Annotated in this window: 11 protein-coding genes; 3 read left to right on the forward strand and 8 right to left on the reverse strand. The window is 68.5% G+C overall.

Translation table 11 applies throughout. The features are described from left to right. The first annotated feature begins 150 nt into the window (after positions 1 to 150). Complete coding sequence (locus tag KEG38_RS46765) at positions 151 to 2,058, forward strand: sigma 54-interacting transcriptional regulator (protein WP_272427358.1); 1,908 nt, start codon at positions 151 to 153, stop codon at positions 2,056 to 2,058. On the opposite strand, the gene KEG38_RS46770 is transcribed toward KEG38_RS46765, so the two are convergent. Further along, entirely contained in the window at positions 1,970 to 2,797 is an 828-nt protein-coding gene (locus tag KEG38_RS46770; protein ID WP_272427360.1) for a sensor histidine kinase, read from the reverse strand. The genes KEG38_RS46765 and KEG38_RS46770 overlap by 89 nt on opposite strands. 532 nt (positions 2,798 to 3,329) lie before the next feature. Here KEG38_RS46770 and KEG38_RS46775 point away from each other — a divergent pair. Further along, complete coding sequence (locus KEG38_RS46775; RefSeq protein ID WP_272427361.1) at positions 3,330 to 6,755, forward strand: serine/threonine-protein kinase; 3,426 nt, start codon at positions 3,330 to 3,332, stop codon at positions 6,753 to 6,755. A 6-nt stretch (positions 6,756 to 6,761) separates the two neighbouring features. Here the strand turns inward: KEG38_RS46775 and KEG38_RS46780 are convergent, their stop codons facing one another. The 7 genes from KEG38_RS46780 to KEG38_RS46810 form a co-directional block, all read right to left on the reverse strand. Then, a complete protein-coding gene (locus tag KEG38_RS46780; RefSeq protein ID WP_272427362.1) occupies positions 6,762 to 9,329 on the reverse strand; it encodes a cytochrome P450 in 2,568 nt (855 codons plus the stop codon). Next, the gene (locus KEG38_RS46785) at positions 9,326 to 10,048 is read right to left on the reverse strand and encodes a hypothetical protein (protein ID WP_272427364.1); all 723 of its coding nucleotides are present in this window, start codon (positions 10,046 to 10,048) and stop codon (positions 9,326 to 9,328) included. The genes KEG38_RS46780 and KEG38_RS46785 overlap by 4 nt, the downstream gene beginning before the upstream one ends. A 39-nt stretch (positions 10,049 to 10,087) precedes the next feature. Continuing rightward, the gene (locus KEG38_RS46790; RefSeq protein ID WP_272427365.1) at positions 10,088 to 12,043 is read right to left on the reverse strand and encodes a patatin-like phospholipase family protein; all 1,956 of its coding nucleotides are present in this window, start codon (positions 12,041 to 12,043) and stop codon (positions 10,088 to 10,090) included. 186 nt (positions 12,044 to 12,229) lie between these two features. Beyond that, positions 12,230 to 12,421 carry a hypothetical protein gene (locus tag KEG38_RS46795; protein WP_272427367.1) on the reverse strand — a complete coding sequence of 64 codons (192 nt, stop codon included), beginning with the start codon at positions 12,419 to 12,421 and terminating at the stop codon, positions 12,230 to 12,232. Then, a complete protein-coding gene (locus KEG38_RS46800; protein WP_272427369.1) occupies positions 12,418 to 13,695 on the reverse strand; it encodes an ATP-grasp domain-containing protein in 1,278 nt (425 codons plus the stop codon). Before KEG38_RS46800 ends, KEG38_RS46795 begins: the two co-directional genes overlap by 4 nt. Then, complete coding sequence (locus KEG38_RS46805) at positions 13,682 to 14,626, reverse strand: alpha/beta hydrolase (protein ID WP_272427371.1); 945 nt, start codon at positions 14,624 to 14,626, stop codon at positions 13,682 to 13,684. Before KEG38_RS46805 ends, KEG38_RS46800 begins: the two co-directional genes overlap by 14 nt. Positions 14,627 to 14,800: 174 nt before the next feature. Then, positions 14,801 to 16,081, reverse strand: coding sequence for an ATP-grasp domain-containing protein (locus KEG38_RS46810; protein WP_272427373.1), 1,281 nt, complete (start codon positions 16,079 to 16,081; stop codon positions 14,801 to 14,803). Positions 16,082 to 16,404: 323 nt separating this feature from the next. On the opposite strand from KEG38_RS46810, the gene KEG38_RS46815 reads away from it, so the two are divergent. Then, complete coding sequence (locus KEG38_RS46815) at positions 16,405 to 17,538, forward strand: 50S ribosomal protein L11 methyltransferase (protein WP_272427375.1); 1,134 nt, start codon at positions 16,405 to 16,407, stop codon at positions 17,536 to 17,538. Positions 17,539 to 17,564 lie beyond the last annotated feature (26 nt).

Raw genomic sequence — 17,564 nt, forward strand, 5'->3', positions numbered from 1 at the left:
GCGACGGCCTTGCGGCCCTATGGTGCTGGGAGGGTCGTTCGGCATCCGGAGGTTGCCACGAATTTCGCGCGGTCACGTCGGCCGGCTCGGTGTCCTTACTTCGCCCATCGACCCGCGCGCGTGGATCGGACAAGATTGTAGGGGATCAACATGGGTTCACGCGCAGCGCAGATCACCGAGACCATGCCTCTCCCGCCGGGCGGACGCGAGGTCGGCGCCGCCATGAGGCAGACGCGCAAATGGCCGACCCTGCTCGTTTATCATCGCGACGGCACCGAGCTCGTCGAGCTCCGGCCTGGCGTCCGGCAAGTCATCGGTCGGACGTCTCCGTCCGACGTGCAAATCGACGACGATAGTTTGTCGCGCCAGCACGCTTGTTTCACGCTGCTCGAAAGCGGGGGCGTACGCGTCGAGGATCTCGGCTCGCTGAATGGCACGTGGGTGCAGGGCGAGCGGGTGACGGAGGGCGTCGCGCGGATCGGCGACGAGGTGATGCTGGGGCGCGTGATCATCACGATCGGCGAGCGCGCGCCGGAAGCGAGCCTGCTTCCCGGGCTCCTGAGTTACGAGCGGCTCCGGAGCACGCTCGAAGACGAGGTCGTGCGGGCGCGTTTCTTCGGGCGCAACGCCGCGATTTTGATGGTTCAGGCCGGCGGCCGCGAGAGCGTGCACGTGAGCCGGTGGCTCTCGCGCGTGCAAGCGGAGCTCCGGCCCATCGACAAGGTGGGCGTTTACAGCCTCGACGCCGTGGCCGTCCTCCTGCCGGAAGCGACGCTCGGCGTCGCCTGCGACATCGCGCAAAAGATCAGCGAGCCCAAGGAGGGCGGCCCGACGCTGCTCGTGGGCGTGGCCGCTTCGCCGGAGATCGCGACGTCCGCGGAAAAGCTCCTCGAAGCCTGCCGCGCAGCCCTGCAACGCGCGGCGCCCGGGCGGCCCGTGCAATCGATGCCGGGCGGCCCGTGGACGTGGGGAAGTCCGTCGGGACAACCCAATGCGAGCGAGCAGCCCGTGGTGGAGAGCGCGGCCATGCGCCAGGTCTTCATGACGGTCGCGCGGCTCGCTCGCTCGTCGATCCCGGTGCTTTTGCAGGGGGAGACGGGCACGGGCAAGGAGGTGATCGCGCGAGCCCTGCACGAACAGAGCGCCCGGCATGCTCGTCCGATGGTATGCGTGAACTGCGGCGCCATTCCGCAGCAGCTCGTCGAGAGCACGCTGTTCGGGTACGAGCGCGGCGCGTTCACGGGGGCGGTCCAGCAGCAAAAAGGCATCTTCGAGGCTGCCGAGGGCGGCTCGGTGTTCCTCGACGAGGTCGGCGAGCTGCCGCTCGCGGCGCAGGCGGCGCTCCTGCGCGTGCTCGAAACGAGGCGCGTGGCGCGGGTGGGCTCGACGAAGGAAATCGACGTCGACGTACGGCTCATCGCGGCGACGCACCGGGATCTCGAAGCGATGGCCGCGTCCGGCAGCTTTCGATTGGATCTCCTGTTCCGCCTGAACACGATGACGCTGGACATTCCGCCGCTCCGGGAGCGCGTGGAGGAAATCGAGCCGCTCGCGATGCGCTTCTTGCAGCTCGCCAACCAGGCGAACGAGCGCCGGATCCAGCGCATCCAGCCCGACGCGCTCGCCCTTTTGCGGAGTTATCCGTGGTCGGGCAACGTGAGGGAGCTGCGCAATGCGATCGAGCGGGCCGTGGTCATCGCGGAGGGGGATTCGATCTCGGTGCACGACCTGCCCGAGCGCGTGCGCGCGCAGGGGCGGATCGGCTCGCACGCGGCGAAGGAGGTGATCGTCGCGTCCGCGGAGCCCGCCCCGGCGAACGACGCAGGCGGGCTCCGCGCACGAATGCAAAGTTACGAGGCGCAGGCCATCGTGGAGGCGCTCCGCGCGTCGCAGTGGAACCAGACGGAGGCGGCGCGCAAGCTCGAAATGCCACTCCGGACCCTGGTGCACCGCATGAAGGTGCTCGGCATCAAAAAGCTCGGGTTCGGGACGGCCGAGCCGCCCTCGCAATCGCCCCCGTCCGACGAGGGCGGAAGCGACGACGAGCCGGACGAGTGAACCCGGGCGAGCGCGCGGCGTGGGGGGCGTTCTCGAGCGCCCGCCGCGTCGCGCTGCGCTTGGTCGGGAGCTCGACGATGAACGTCGCGCCTTGTCCGGGCTCGCTCTCGACGCGGATCGACCCGCCGTGCGCCTCCGCGGCCGCGCGCGCGATGTAAAGACCGAGGCCGAGGCCGCCGAAGCGCGAAGGCGAGACGGCTCGTTCGAAGCGCTCGAAAATGCGCGCTTGGTCCTCCTCGGCGATTCCGATCCCGTGATCCTTCACGACGAGCCGGGCTCCGCCCTCCACCTCCGCGACCTCGATGGCCACGGGCCTGCCTTCGCCATACACGAGCGCATTGCGGACGAGGTGCAGGACGAGCTGCTCGACCAGCATGCGGTCCCATTGTCCGCGAGGCGTGCCGGAGACGCGGATCGTGACGAGCGCGCGGGCGTCCGGGCGCTGCGCCACACGGTCGACGATGTCGCCGACGAGCGCGCCCAGATCGACGTCCTCGCAGGCGATCGGGAGCTCGCTCGCCACGATTTGCGTGGCGTGCAGGAGCTCGTCGCAGAGGAGCGCCAGGCGCCCGAGCTGGCGGTCGAAGGTCTCCACCATGCTCGGAATGCGCGCCGGGACCTCCTCGGGGTGCTGCGAGAGGAGGCGACGAATGTTCTGCGCCTGAAGCCGGAGCGCGGTGACCGGGGTCAAGAGCTCGTGGGAGGCGAGCGAGATGAACTCGTCACACGGCGCCCGCATGCAAGGCGGATTTTGTCGTGCCTCGACGGGGGAGCCGGATCGGGCAGCGAGGGCGGGGGAGGGATGCCGAGCACACATGGTTGGACTCCTCGTCGGTTTTCCCTTGAGCATCGACCGTGCCACGACACGCGCCCCCTTCTTTCGCCGGATCCGCGCGTAGATCGCCATTTCATCGGGGCCGCTCGCTCGCCATTGCCTTGCGTGGTCAGGCAAGAAGCGTCAGACGCGGCCGCCCGTTCGCCGCGACGCGCGGGCAATGACGAACGCCTCTGGTTCGATGGGGACATCCACTTGTCCGTCTCCACCGGCCCCCGAACCGAGCATCGGTTTGTCCCTCCCGATTCACGCTCACCTCATTGCGCAGACCGATCGCGCGTATACCGGTACGTTCAGCGCGGGCGTCATCGTGGGGATTCCCTTGCCGCGCTGAACCGAGCGGCTGCTCGCGCCGCTCCTCGGGTGTCCGGACGCCTTGCGTGTCCTCGGACCGGCGCGGGTTATACCACCAAGGGGCGCGGCCTATACTGCAGACATGTCCAGAGGGCAGGACGAGCCCGCGACGCTCGGCCCCTACCATGTCCGAGGCATCCTTGGGCGCGGGGGAATGGGGATCGTCTACTGGGGCGAGCACCGGGACACGGGGCAAGAGGTCGCCATCAAGACCGTCGAGGCCGCCTTTGGGCAGGAGATCGCCAGCATTCGACGCGAAATCCACGCTCTCGGACGCCTCCGGCATCCCAGCATCGTCCAGATCCTCGCCCAGGGCGTCGACGACGGGCGGCCGTGGTATGCCATGGAGCTGCTCCGCGGACGCACGTTGCGCGCGCTCATCGAGGCGCGGCGCCCCGGCGAGCCCCTCTCGCCCGAGGAGCTCACGACGATCTGCAGCGTCATGCGCCGCCTCTGCGAGGCGCTGTCGTGCCTGCACGGCGCCGAGTTCGTCCACCGCGACCTCAAGCCGGAGAACATTTTCCTTCGGGACGACGGCACGCCCGTTCTCGTGGATTTCGGTATCGCCGCGAGGTTTTCCGGGACGAGCGGGCGCGACGCGCTCGAAATGGGCGTGGTGACGGGCAGCCCGCCTTATATGTCGCCCGAGCAGATCCGCGGCGATCTGGTGGACGCGCGAAGTGACCTTTATGCGCTCGGCTGCATCGTCTACGAATGCCTGACCGGTCGGCCGCCCTTCGAGGGGCACACGCCCCGCGACGTGATCGGAAAGCACCTCAGCGAGGCGCCCGCGCCGCCGTCGGCAAGCGTGTCCGGCATTCCCGCGGCACTCGATCGGCTGGTCCTCGATCTGCTCGCCAAACGACCACAGGATCGAATGGGTTATGCCGAGGACGTGGCGGCCGCGCTCGCTGCCTTCGCGCCGGCCGAGCCCACGCCGCGGTGCTGGGGGGAGCCTTATCTGTATCGACCGAGCTTCATCGGCCGGCACGACGTCGTCTTGAAGCTGCAACGGCACCTCGGCGCAGCGCGGCGCGGGGAGGGGCAGTGCGTGTTCATCGGCGGCGAGAGCGGCATTGGCAAGACACGCCTCGTCGCCCAGCTCGCCGGTCTCGCCATGCGAGCGGGGTTCACGGTGGTGACCGGCGAATGCGTCGCACTCGGCGCGCACGGGGCCGGCGCAGCGCCGCTCCATCCGTTACGCCCGCTGCTCCTCGTCATCGCCGACCATTGCCGCCGCGCAGGTCCCGAGGCGGCGGCGCGCATCCTCGGCGATCGCGCGTCCATGCTCGCGGCCTACGAGCCTGCTCTCGCCATGCTCGCGCCGGAGGCGCCGGCGGCCGAGCCCCTGTCCGCGCTGCCTTCGGCGACGGCCCGGCAGCGGGTCGTCGCGGGCTTGACCGAGACGCTGCTCGCGTTCGCCGAGACCGAGCCGTTGCTTCTGGCGATCGACGATCTGCAATGGGCGGACGAGCTCTCCCTGCGATTTCTGCGGGACCTCGTGTTTCGTCCGCTCGCGGGCCAGCGCATGCTCGTGGTGGGGACGTACCGCACGGACGAGGTGAGCGACACGCTCGCGGGCCTGCTCGCCGCGCCCCGAGCGAGCCGCGTCGAGCTCAGCGCCCTCGACGCGGCGAGCACGCGGCAGGTCGCGCGCGACATGCTCGCATTGCCGGATTTGCCCCAGGTTTTCCTCGATTTCGTGGCCGAGGCCTCCGACGGAAACCCGTTTTTCCTGGCCGAATATTTGCGCACGGCTCTGTCCGAAGGGCTCTTGTACCGGGACGCGGGCGGTATCTTCCGTGTCGCCGCGAAGGGCCAGGATCCGAGCGCCGTGCGTGCCGCGCTCGGGTTGCCGCGCTCGCTCGCGGGCCTCATCGAGCGGCACCTCGCCGGCCTCGACGCGCCGAGCCGCTGGCTCGCCCATTTATCGGCGACGCTCGGACGCGAGGTGGACGAGGAGGTCCTGCGCCGCGCCGCGGATCTGCCCGAGTCGACATTGATGGATGCGCTCGGCAGCCTGCGGCGCGCGTACGTGCTCGAGGACGGAGGCGGGGGCCGGCTCCGGTTCCTGCACGAAAAACTCCGCGAGCGCGCTTATGCCGAGATCCCCGAGGACGAGCGGAGGGACGTGCATGCGCGCGTGGGGCGAGCGCTGGAGGAGGTTTTTCCGGGCGACCAGCGAGGAGAGCACGTCGAGGCGCTCGCGTACCATTATCAGCGGAGTGGCCACATCGAAAAGGCGGCGCAATATGCCGAGGAGGCCGCGGCGAAGGCCGCGCGCGCGTACGCGCTCGACGATGCGCGGCGGCGCTACGGCGACGCGCTCGCCCTGATGGAACAACTTCCCCAGACGGAGGACGTGTCGAGGCGCCGCGTGAAGGTCACGGTGCGCTGGGCCGAGGCGTGCCTGTACGAGCCGTCGCCGCGGCAGATCGAGGTGCTCGCGGAGGCCCGGGAGATCGCGGCACGGATCGGGGATGCGAACGGGGTCGTGCGTTGCGATTACTGGGCAGGCTGGATCGCCTACGCGCTCGGTGATCATGCGGGGGCCATCCGGGTCTCGGAGCGCGCGCTCGACGAGGCGCGCGCGCTCGGCGACCACAAGCTGCATTACCAGCTCGTGCTGAACCTGGGCCAGAATTACGCCGCGGCAGGCGCCTACGACGAGGCCCTCGCGTACATCCACCAGGGCATTTCGATGAAGGAGCAATCCCCCTGGGGCGGGCGGACCGCGGGGTGCGCGTACGGCTACGGATACCTGGGCATGATTCACGGCGACCGCGGCGAATTCGCGGAGGCGCACGCCCACCTCGATACCGCGCTCGCCATCGCGGCCGAGCTCGGGCGCCGCTCGCTCGAGGGCTCGGTGCTCGTGCAGCGCGCGATGGTCGAAGGGTGGCAGGGCGCGTTCGACGCGTGCTCCGCGACGGCGGAGCGCGCGCGGCAGCTCGCCGCGGTTCTGGGCGCACCTTACGTCGCGACCATGAGCAAGACCGCCGAGGGGCTTTCGCTGTTCTCGCTCGGCAAGCGAGAGGAGGGGCTCGCGCTCCTGCGGGAAGCGGTGCAATGGATCGAGGCCACAGGGACGCGGCTCAGCGTCTCGTGGAGCTACGGCGCGCTGGCCGAAGCGCTCGCGCTTGCGGGGCAGACCGAGGAGGCAGCGGCCTCCGCGCGCGCCGCGCTCGCGCGGGCGGAGGCGGGGGATCGCATCGGTCTTTCGACGGCGCACCGGGCGCTCGCGCTCACGGCGCGCGGAGACGCGGCGCGCGAGCATATCGATGCGGCTCTCGAGACGGCGCGCCAGAAAAAATCCCCGCGCGAGGAGGCGCTCGCCCACCTCTGCGCGGCCAGGGTTTTTCGGGACGAAGGGGCGACCGCGACGGCGCGCGAGGAAGCGGACGCGGCGGTGGCCGCATTCGAGGCCATGGGAATGGTCGGGTTCGTGATCGAGGCGCGCGCGCTCCTCGCTTCGGCCGCCCTTTCGGGGAGCACGCGCGCCGCGTAGAGGTGGTCAGAGCCTCGATAGGAGCAGCGGGGCTGCGATCTCGGCCATCAGCGGACCCGCTAGAAATCGACCGATGCAGGCGTGTGAGCCGTAGCCGAAGAGCAGCGAGTGTTCGTCCGGGCGGCCCGGCTGGAACACGTCGGGCTCTTCGAGCGCCTCGTCGTCGGCCATTGCCGAGGCGAGCGAGAGGATGACCCGGCTGCCCTTCGCAATACGGGTCGCGCGGGGTGTGCCCGCAGCGAGCTCGTAATCGGTGAGCGCGGTCCTGTAGAGCAGCGACGGATAGGGGTCGAAGCGAGCGGCTTCGAGCAGGATGTCCGTCAGCCGGTCCATGTCCCGCTTCTTCGCGGCCTCGCGCGCCTTCTTGCAGGCCTCGGGCGCGCCTTGGAGGTACGTGAGGGCATGCAGGAGGGTCATCGCGGTCGGGACCATCGTCCCGGAAACGATCCCGCCCAGGATTTGACGGATGGTCATGCGGTCGAGCCCGTGCGTGGTGGAGAGCGCGAGGAGCCGGCCGAGCACGTCGTCCCCCGCGAGTTTTCCACTCGCGATCGAGAGCTCCCGCGCGCGCAGGAGCTCTTCGAGGTAATGCTGGTATGCAATGCCGGCCGCAGCGCCGGAGGCTGCACGCTCGTCGCTGGGCAGTGGGAAAAAGATGTAGGCCGACGCCACGCTCAGCCAACGGAAAAGGTCCTCGTCGGAAGGTCCGGGCACGCCGAAGTATTCACCGGCGGTACGCACCACCGAGGCGATGACGACCTGCGGAAGAAGGTCCGGCGCGCCGTTCGCGCGTCTCTCGAGGAGACCGAGGACGACGGGCGTGACGAAGCGTGCCCGCTCGAGAAGCCTCGGCAGGTCCCGAGGCCGGACGACGAGGCGCGCGAGGGATGCCTCGCGCTTGTGGCGTTCGCCGTCGAAGCCCAGGAAAAACGGGCCCACGGTGGCCGCCATGCGAGCCCCGTATTCCTGGGCCGAGAAGACCTCGGGTTTGGCGAGGACCTCCTGCACGTCCCGGAACCGCGACACGAGCACGCCGTGCGGGGTCTCGAAAATGGGCTGCTCCTTTCGCAGCGCAGCCCAGTTCTCCGCGGTGTCGCAGAAGGGCCTCCGCGCGGTCACCGGATCCAGGAGACAGGCCTCGACGCAGTCCCTCTTGTCCTCGTCGTTTTGCGCGAGCGCGTACTTCTGCAGGAACTTTTCGATTGCATCAGGCTGGGGTTTCTCCTCGTTCGTGATGTACCGGAGCGCTTCGATGCCCGGCACGAAGAAATACGCGCCTCCGCGCACCCGGACGAAGCTCGGTAGCCCGCAGAGGGTGTGGACCGAGGCGAGCTCACCGTTCGGGCCGGCTGCGGGCACGGTATACGTCCCCTGCGGGAAGGGAGAGCCGGCGACGGGATCGTGGACGGTGCTGGGCTCGCCGCTGACGTTTCCGTTGTTCAGCCATTGCTGCACGATCTCGAACTGAAGCGAGAGCGAGGCAGAGTAGGCGATGAACATGAGCCCGCGATCCACGTGGTCCTCGTCCTTTCCTTCCGGCAGCGGCGGGCCGTACGCCATCCCGCGGCGGATGAGCCGGTGCGAGCGGACGGCGGTGCGCCTCGCAACGGGCAGGGCGTCACGCGGATTCACGCGACGGATGTGGGCGCCGAACGGGCAGCGGAGCCCCTGCGGATCCTGCTCTTGATAGCCGAAATTGTCGCGCCGCTCGACTGGCATGTCGGGTTCGTCCTTGTCGGGGGCGAGCACGAGCGGCACGCCGCTCCGCCACCGGCCCATGAGCTTCGCGGCGACGAGCTCCTCGTCCATTCCGAGAATGGCCGCGTTTTTCGCGACGAAGCGGCGGAATCCGGGGACGTCCTGGCGCAACTTGCGGAGCGCGAGGTACGTGCCATTGCGGCGCAGCGCCCTCGGGTTCGGCCGAGCGGCGACGGCGCCGAAATCGTCGGGGTGATCGAGCAGGAACGCGCCGGGTTCGAGCGCGCGCCCCGGTGGTGCGTCCGTCCCGTCGCCGACGATACTGGGATTGCTGCCGCCGTCGGCGAACCCGAAATGCTCCCGCCCTCCCTCGAGCGACGCCGCCGTCTGCACGTGGAGGACGCGCACCCGAGCCGTTTCGGCCTCGGTGCGCAGTTCGCTTGCGCGCGCATCCGCCTCGGCATCGCTGCGCGCATAGACGATTGCCATCGCGTGCAAGGCCGGCGCGCCGGGGGGCAGGAGATCCCAGCGCTCGGGCGCGTCCTCGCCGACGTCGCCGAGGAACGCCGCGCGCTGCACCATTCCCTCGCGAAATTCCTCCGGGAAGCTCTCGAGCTCCTCGGCGGAGAGCCCCAGCGCCGCGAGCCCGTCGAACGTGAACGCGAGGTTCAGCGTGGAAGGCGGCCCCGGCGGCCTGGTGCGGGCCGTCGTGACTTCCGGGATCTTCGTGGCGATGAAGCGGCGCCCGGCAGGGACGTCCTCGAAATGCAGGAACAGGAAGCGCGCGTGGCGCATGTTGAATGTTTTGCCGTAGGAGAGCAGGAGGTGGCCCTGCACGTCCTCGAACTCGATCATGGAAGCTTTGTTCGTGCTCATGATTTCTCCCCCTGCAATGTCGCCATGACTTGTTCGAAATTACGCTCGATGGGCTCGATCTCGGCCGGAGCGAAGAGCCTCTGGTCCTTGAGGTCCTGGATGTTCGCGCGAACGCTGCCCGCGATCGACCGGAGGAAGCGGCTCTCCGCTACCTCGTCGATGCCGGAGAGCCGTGCGATCCCACGCTCGAGCTCGGCGAACAGCGAGACGATGTCGCCGCCGCAGCGAGCCTTGCGCCGAAATTCTTCGAATTGCGCGTGGAGCGCCTTCCACCACCGGATGTCGACGACGGTGACGCCCGGGTTCGCCTCGTAAAACCGGTCGGCCTGCACCATGTGCTGCTTCACCCACGCGACGAACGGCTCGAACTGCGCGGCTCCAGGGTATCCCTCACAATGCATCCAGATGAGGTCGAGGCCCCAGGCCATGCGGACCGAGAAGTCTTTGAGGTACGGCTCGAGCTCGCCCACGAACATCGAGACGAACAGGAGCCGCCGGCCGCCGTCGATGATGGACCACTGGCCGAAATGCACGGAATCGATGAGGTCGAGCACGCTCGGCCCCGTGTCCTTGCCGTCCGAGGACCCGTCGAGGACCACCTGGAGGCGATCGACGTACCGGAGCGCGGGGAGCGAAGGCACGAATCCCTGCAGGATCGGCGTGATCAGCAGGAGCGATCGCACACGCGTCGCCGGAGCAATGGATTCCAATTCACGCATGATGTCTCCTTGTTCGTACGGGCAGATCGTCGCGGAAACTCACACCTCGGGCGTGAACCGCAGCTTCCCCGCCGGGCTGAGCTTGCGCTCGGCGAAGAAGAACTCGTCGGTCGGGTGGTGCTTTTGCCACGTCTCCTGAAGCTCGGACCATCGGGCCATCAGATCGACGAGCGCGTCCATCCGCGCCTTGGCGTGGTGAAACCATTCGTCCTCGGCGGGGCTCACGGAGCCGTACCAGGGTTTGTCGCTGCGATAGGCTTCTTGCTCCTGTTCGAGGAGATCGTGGAGCGCCTGCCTCAGGCCGTTCGTGGTAAAACTCTTGCAGAGGCGCCCCAGCTCGATTTCCATGCGGGACATCAAAAGCACCGTGCGTACCCATCGATGCTGCGGGAAGTCGAATCGTTCGAGGAAGAGCCGCGCCGCGGTGTCGCCTTTTTCGACGAGCTTGTCGATGGTCTCGACGTTCATGTCCAGGTTGAGCCCTCCTTCGTGTTTTTCGAGGTAGACCTGGGCGACTCGCTCGCGGTAGCCGGGCAGCGCGGCCTGGCTATCGTCCCGAAAGCTCTGCGCCAGCTCGAAGACCGCCCATAAAAAATCCTTCATGTCGGTGATCTCGCGGAACGTGGGGCTCGACGAGTGTCCGTCGCGCGGCTCGGGCAAGGAGACGTCGTCCCCCGGCGCGTGGTAGCCCTCCTTCGCACGCGGCGCCTTCTCCCGCAGGTTGATTCCGAAGGTCGGAAAGCGGGGGAACCAGCTATCGAAGAAGTGGATCGGGAAGTTGATCCCAATACCACCGTCGCTGAACCAGTGGCGCCGGAGCTCCCCCGATTCCTCGACGGTATACAGCGGCACCGCGCAAAGCAGCACAGGAAAACTGAGGCTCATCCGCATCGCCACGAGCACGGGCATGTGCTCGTCCATCGGGAAGACGTGATAGCCCGGCGGGAGCGCGGCGCTCTCGTGCGGAGGCGCGACGCTCACCAGGAAGCGGACCACGCTTTCGGGGAAGAGGCGCCGCATCTCGTTTTCCTCGAAGACGAACGAGCGGTCTTTCTTGAGCGTGCCGTCGAGCTCCTCCTCGGGCACCGCGCGCGGCTGCCGGACGTTGAGGTCGGAGGTGACCACCTTGAAATGAATGCCTCTCGCATGAAGCATTCCCACGGTGAGGGGGCGATCGTAGGGCAGGCCGGCCATCTCCTGGAGGCCCTCGTGCATCCATTCGGTGAGGGGGACCTGGTCATGGCGCGAGCCGTCGTCGATCGAGCCCGTGCATAAGCCGAACAGGCTCGTGCCCTCGTCGTCGTGGACGTGCCGGAGGCACGCGAGGAGCGTCCCCACGATTCCACCGAGATAGGCGAAAGAGACGAGGAAGACCCCGCAGAGGGACAACCCGAGGAGCAGGGGGAGCCACGAGAGCTCGTTCGCGACCGCCATCGTGAAGAGCGCCGCGGACGGGACCACGACCGCGAGGGAGACGAGGGCGCCCATGCGAGCGCCGCACCGCCGACCCCGCGTGTAGCCTTGGCCGGGGCAGGCCGCGCAGACGGAATCGATACCCGACTTGCGCACCTCGGTGAACAGGCGCCGAGCGGGGTGGGGCGAGCGTCTTTCCTCTCCGTTCTGCCGTTTTTGATCACGCAGCCGTTTCGTGAGGAGGAGCATTTCGAAGATGGGGCGAGCCTGCGGTGTCGGCTGGAAAAGGCCCATCAAAAAACCCTGCCGGTCGAGGTCCTCTTGCATGCGCTCGAACCGAGCGAAGCCACCACCATCGGCTCGGCCATACTCGGCCGCAGCGGCGGCCGCGGCCGCGATGGCGCCGGCCGAGGCGCCGCCAATGCAACGAAAACGACGCTTCTTGGCGAGACGGAGGACCGCTGATGGATACACCACGCCGCTGGTGATGCCGCCCTTCATCACGAGGTCACACCGGGCGCGGTCTTCGTCCGGAACGCGCCGGTAGACCTCGTTGTGATCGCCGCTCGTTCGATCATTCATACCTTTACCCCCACGCCTCGCGCCGAAGGTGCAACCGTGAGGCCACGCGCGCGCCGCCGAGCGCCCCGGCGGCCGCAGCGCGTTTACCATCGCAGAAAAAAACGCGGATCAGCGCCGATCCCGTGATGCTACGGTTCGGCTGGTGTTGGGGGAGGGACGGGGAGAGGGGTGCCGAGCCTTGCGCGATCAGGCAAGGCGGAGAGCCGACGTGCGGGCCCAGAAGTCCCGCAGGATCCGGGGCACCTCGACGTGCCCGAACGAGCCGCTGCGCTCGAGCACGTGAAATTCGGCCGAGGGTGCGAACGCCAGGAAGTGGCGCGGAAGGGCGGGATGGAGCGCCCGAGGCTCCGCGGCCGCGGCGGCCTTTTCCGTGCTCATGATGGCGCTCCTCGTGAATCGTCGAGCTCCAGCTGCCGCTCTTTGTCGCGGATCTTGTGATAATCGGACAGCACCTGGGCGCGGTCCGCGTGCGCGAGGACCACGAAGCCGGGGTCCAGGCTGCCGAAGAGATCCCTCGTGGGCTGCAATCGATCGCCGTTCCGGAAGCGGATCACCGAGAAATAATGGCTCGGAAGCGCCTCGACGTCGGCGAAGATCTCCGCATTCCGCACGATCCCCGGCGTCCGGACGATCAGGAACACCACGAGGACGTGCGATTGCAGGCCGAAGCCTTCGCGGACGTGCCCGAGTCGGGCGAAATATCGCACGGTCCGGTCCACCTGGCTGTCGCCGGTCGCGACGCGGCAAAACCTCGGCTGGCCGCCGCCGTGCGGGCGCGCGCCGATCTCGATGAGCCGCGGTCCCTCGCGGGTGAGCATCAGCTCCACATGCGCCGCGCCGAACCGGATCCCGACCGCGTCGAGGACGCCACGCGTGTAGCCGATCAAGCGCTCGATCCCCGGGGTTTTAGGGGACAACCATTCCATGCGCTCGTGCACCGCCATGTGCGGGCCGTTGTCCACCTTGTGGTAGCGGCACACGTCGGTGACGGTGTGTTTGCCCTCGTAGGTGAACGTGTCCACCACGTATTCGGTGCCGTTCACGTGTTCCTGCACGACGAGCCGATCATTGACGATGCCGAGGCGGTTCGGACGACCGAGCATCGAATGAAACACCTCCCGCCAGTCTTCGCCGCGAGGGACGCGGGTCACGTCGTCCCTGCTGGCGCTCTTCGGCGGCTTGATCACGAGGTCCCGGCCGGCGAGGTTCGAGCGGCAGAGCCATGCCTCGACCTCGTCGGCGTCGCTCGTGCAGAGCTGGCGGATGATGGGCAAGCCGGCCCGGGCCACGGCCGCGGCCATGTCGCCTTTGTGGCGGCGCGCGCTCGCCTTCTCGGGGTCGTTGGCCACGTCCGGGACCACCCGGGGCGCGAGCGCGTCCGCGAGTTCCACGCCCGATTCGGAGCCCGGCAGCACGCACCGGGGGCGCAAGGCACGCAGACGCTCCACCAAGGGCTCGAGGTCCTCGGTCGCGGTGAGGATCGTCTCGAAATGCTCCGGTCTGTAGGAGGCGGCGTAAGCGGCCGGCGGCGAGGGGCTGGAGACGACCGCCACGACCGGGACGCCGGCCGCCGCGAATGCAGGCGCAAAGAGGGCGCCCGAGGAATAGGGGTCGACGATCACGGCCGGCCCATTCGGGTTACTTCGAGGCATGGTTCTCCTTCACGCAGGCGAGCCGGGCCGCCCGGCTGCAGTATCTGGCCCACGCGTCCTCGACCTGCGGACAGAGCCCTCGCGCGCGGACGGCGGAATGCACGAGGCCGGGTTCGATCACGAGGTCGACGTCGATGCGGTGCTCGCGGAGGCAGCGGGCGTAGGCTTCCGCGTCCACGCGTAGCGAATCGAGCTCCGCGCCCATCAGATATGCAGGCGGCAGGCCGTCGAAGGTCCCGCGAAGAAGCGGGGACACGTACGGATGCGCGACCTGCCAGGGATCGGGCGCGTAGCAGGCCGTGTAGTACTCATTTTCGCGGCCCGTGAGCAACTGGACGTCGGCGCCGCGGCGCCAGCGGGTGAGGTCGAGGACCGGGCTGATGAGGGCCTGGCCGCACAGTTTGGGGCCGCCACGGTCGCGGGCCATCAAGGCCACGGCGACGGCCATGTTCGCGCCCGAGCTGTCGCCGGCAATGACGATCCGGTCGGGATCGATGCCGAGCCGCGCGGCCTCGACGACGATGCCGCAAAGGGCGCCGTAGCAGTCCTCGAGGGCCGCCGGGAAGGGGTGCTCGGGTGCCAGGCGAAAATCGGGCGCAATGGTGACGAGCCCCGATCGGCAGGCGAGCTCGGCGACGACGGTGTTGTGCGTCTCCAGCGAGCCGACGACGAACCCGCCGCCGCGAATGTAGACGAGCAGGCCGCGTCCCACCGGGGAGCGCGGGCGATACACGCGAATCGACAGGCGCCGCCGCCCGTGGGCGACCACGTCGTCGGTGATGATCACGTCCGGCGGCAGCTCGTACGGGAACTCGAGGGTGAGCCCGAGATAGAGGGCACGCTGCTCCGCGAGGGGGCGCGTGTAGAAATCGGGGGGCATGGCCCGGTTGTATCGGTCGATGAAGGTTTGGAGGCCAGCGGCGAGAGGCATTCAATCCTCCTCGGGGGCGCTCGGAGCGCCGGTGGGGGTCGAAGGGCAGGGGGGAGAGGACGCGGCGACGCGCGGTGGCCCAGCGCTGAACCGGGCCATCGCGAATGCCGCAGCGGAGCAGGGCAAGTGCGGGGGGCGAGGCAGGTGTCCTTGGCCTGCGTATTCGTGCGATTGCTATTGCCTGCCTCCCGCGGCTTTCGGGGACTCCTCCGGGCGCAGCTTGATCGCGCGCGCGGCTACCTCGGCGCCGGCGGCGCACTCCGCCGTTGTTTTTCCGGCCGTAACGACGTACGCGTATCGGCTGGTGACGTGCCCGGCCGGCGGCAATTCGAGGCGCTGCCCGGGCGCCGCGAGGGCGGCTGCGACGTTCACGGAGGCCGGCAGCGCGGCCTTGTCCATGTCCACGGCGCCTACGACCGTGTCCTCTGCCGGATAGAGGAAATGCACGGACGCGACCCGCAGCCGGATCGGCATGGCGCGCGGCGGGCGGCCACAAGCCACGTCCACCGCGACCTGCCCCGGGTCGATGCCGGACGCGACCCAGCCGACGTAGGGAATGAGGTCGTCGCCCAGGCGGGCGTTGATTTCGATCACCTTGGGGCCGGCGTCGGTCAGGCGGAGCTCGGTATGCGTAATCCCGGTCCGGAAGCCGACGGCCCGGTGTGCCGCGTCGAGCACACCGAGCAAGGCCGGGTCGAGGAGCAGCGGATCGGCCGCGTTCACGACATGCCCGATTTCCTCGAAATGCGGAGGGAAGCCGAGGATCTTGCGCGCCACGAAGAGCGGGATCGGCCGGCCGTTCACCCACGCGGCGTCCACGCTGATCTCCGGCCCTTCGAGGTATTCCTCGACGAGCACGCTCGCATCGTCATGGGGTACGCCGTCCTCGGTCGACGTCCGGGCATGGTGATAGGCCGCGGCGAGTTCGTCCGGGCCCTCGACGCGGCTCACGCCGATGCTCGCGCCGAGCGCGCGCGGCTTGACCACGACCGGATACCCAATCCGAAAGGCCGTCGCGGTCGCCTCCTCGACGGAGGAAACCAGCTTGGAGATCGCTTGCGGCACGGAGGCCGCGGCCAATGCGCTGCGGGTCTGGTGTTTGTCGCGGCACCGGGCGACCGCGACCGGGTCGGTGCCCGGCACGCCGAGCGCCTCGGCGACGCGGGCCGCGTGCACCATGCGGATCTCGTCCCAGCAGATGACGCCGTCGATCGGGACCATGGCCGCGACCGCGCGGGCGGCGGTGATCATGGCCTCCGCGTCGAGCGTGTCGACAATCTTGGAATCGGTGATGTACGACCGTTCCCAGGAGGGCTCCCGGTCGAGGAAGAGAACCACCCGCGCGGCCTGCGAGATCATCCGCAAGAGATATTCGCGGTAAAGGTGATACCCGCTGCTCACGAGGAGGACGGTGGGCCGGCCGCTCGGGTCGGCATTCGGATGGGCCTCGAGCATCGTGATCTCCTTGTTTTCTCGTTGGAGTCTGGCCCCTCGGCGCCCGCGTACTCAAGCGTCGTGCCACCGGGCCCCGCTCCCCGTTCGGGCCACGATCCGGCACGTTTGTCGATCCATGATCGGCCGAACGAACCCCGCCTGCTTGCATGATCGAGCAAGTTCCTGCAAGGCCACGCAAAACGATGGAATGCTCGGGCTCGGCAGGCGCGCGGGGTGGCGGCGCGGGCGATGGCGGCGCGGGCAGCCCTGAAAGCCGCGAATCGTGTCTGGCATACGAAATGCTGTGAGGGGGCTCTCGGCACACCGCCCTAAGGAGACACCTCGTGAAGTTGTATGACGGAATGAGCGCAGAGGACCCTACGCCCGCGTCCGATACGGGTCTGCAATCGAGCCCGGAGCACCGGCGAGCCCCCCGCGCGAAGCTACGCGTGGTGGCCGATCGGGCGCGCGCACGCGCCCTCGTCGAGGAGGGCCATCGCCTCGCCGCGAGCTTTCAACTGGAGCGGGCCCTCGAGCGATTCGAGGAGGCCTCGACGCTCGACGCCGACAACGAGGCCATCGTTCTGACGATGAACGGGCTCCTGCGCAAGCTCGTTCCACGCTGGTATTTCGCGATGCTGAACGATCACGAGCGAAACCAGGCTTTCGAGCGCGCGCTCGAGATCGCCATTGGAGGCTCGCCGTGCACGGTGCTCGACGTGGGCTCCGGGACGGGGCTGCTCGCCATGATGGCGGCCCGCGCGGGGGCCGGGGCCGTGTTCACCTGCGAGTCGGTCGTGGCGATCGCGCGATTGGCGCGGCGGATCATCGCGGAGAACAAGCTCGACCATCAAATCTCGGTCATCCCCAGGGTGTCGACCGACCTCGTTGCCGGCCGGGACATCCCCCGGCGGGCCGATTTGCTGGTGACCGAGACCTTCGATTGCGGTCTGCTCGGCGAAGGGATCTTGCCCATCGTCCGCCACGCGCGGGAAAAACTCCTGCGACCGGAGGCGAAGGTCATCCCGGGGCGGGCGAAGGTCTGCTTCCAGCTCCTCGAGAGCGACGCCGTCCACCGCAACAACTTCGCCTTCGAGGTGGGCGGCTTCGACGTGAGCCTGTTCAATCAGGTCTCGACGAAGACATATTTTCCGGTGCGCCTGCGCGCGCACCCGCATGCCTTCCTGAGCCCTGCCGCGGAGGCGTTCGAATTCGACTTCGAGCGAGGCCCCCTGGATCCGCGCACATGCACCGTATCCGTCACGACGAAGCAGCGCGGCCGCGTCCACGGCATCGCGTTCTGGTTCGAGCTCGATCTCGGCGGCGGGGTCGTGCTGACGAACGCCCCGACAAACCACCAGAGCCACTGGATGCAGGCCGTCCAGTGCTTCGAGACGCCGCTCGACGTCGAGCGCAACCAGGTCGTGACCGTCACGTGCAAGCACGACGACACGAGCATCCGCTTCTCGCTCGCCTGATCCACCACCGATCCCCCACGGAATGA

The organism is Polyangium jinanense (assembly GCF_028435265.1).
GTDB classification, from domain to species: domain Bacteria; phylum Myxococcota_A; class Polyangia; order Polyangiales; family Polyangiaceae; genus Polyangium; species Polyangium jinanense.

Excerpts from the sequence above, each read along its gene's own strand:
- KEG38_RS46765 (WP_272427358.1), top strand. The coding sequence starts at position 151 with ATGGGTTCACGCGCAGCGCAGATCACCGAGACCATGCCTCTCCCGCCG.
- KEG38_RS46770 (WP_272427360.1), bottom strand. The coding sequence starts at position 2,797 with ATGCGGGCGCCGTGTGACGAGTTCATCTCGCTCGCCTCCCACGAGCTC.
- KEG38_RS46775 (WP_272427361.1), top strand. The coding sequence starts at position 3,330 with ATGTCCAGAGGGCAGGACGAGCCCGCGACGCTCGGCCCCTACCATGTC.
- KEG38_RS46780 (WP_272427362.1), bottom strand. The coding sequence starts at position 9,329 with ATGAGCACGAACAAAGCTTCCATGATCGAGTTCGAGGACGTGCAGGGC.
- KEG38_RS46785 (WP_272427364.1), bottom strand. The coding sequence starts at position 10,048 with ATGCGTGAATTGGAATCCATTGCTCCGGCGACGCGTGTGCGATCGCTC.
- KEG38_RS46790 (WP_272427365.1), bottom strand. The coding sequence starts at position 12,043 with ATGAATGATCGAACGAGCGGCGATCACAACGAGGTCTACCGGCGCGTT.
- KEG38_RS46795 (WP_272427367.1), bottom strand. The coding sequence starts at position 12,421 with ATGAGCACGGAAAAGGCCGCCGCGGCCGCGGAGCCTCGGGCGCTCCAT.
- KEG38_RS46800 (WP_272427369.1), bottom strand. The coding sequence starts at position 13,695 with ATGCCTCGAAGTAACCCGAATGGGCCGGCCGTGATCGTCGACCCCTAT.
- KEG38_RS46805 (WP_272427371.1), bottom strand. The coding sequence starts at position 14,626 with ATGCCTCTCGCCGCTGGCCTCCAAACCTTCATCGACCGATACAACCGG.
- KEG38_RS46810 (WP_272427373.1), bottom strand. The coding sequence starts at position 16,081 with ATGCTCGAGGCCCATCCGAATGCCGACCCGAGCGGCCGGCCCACCGTC.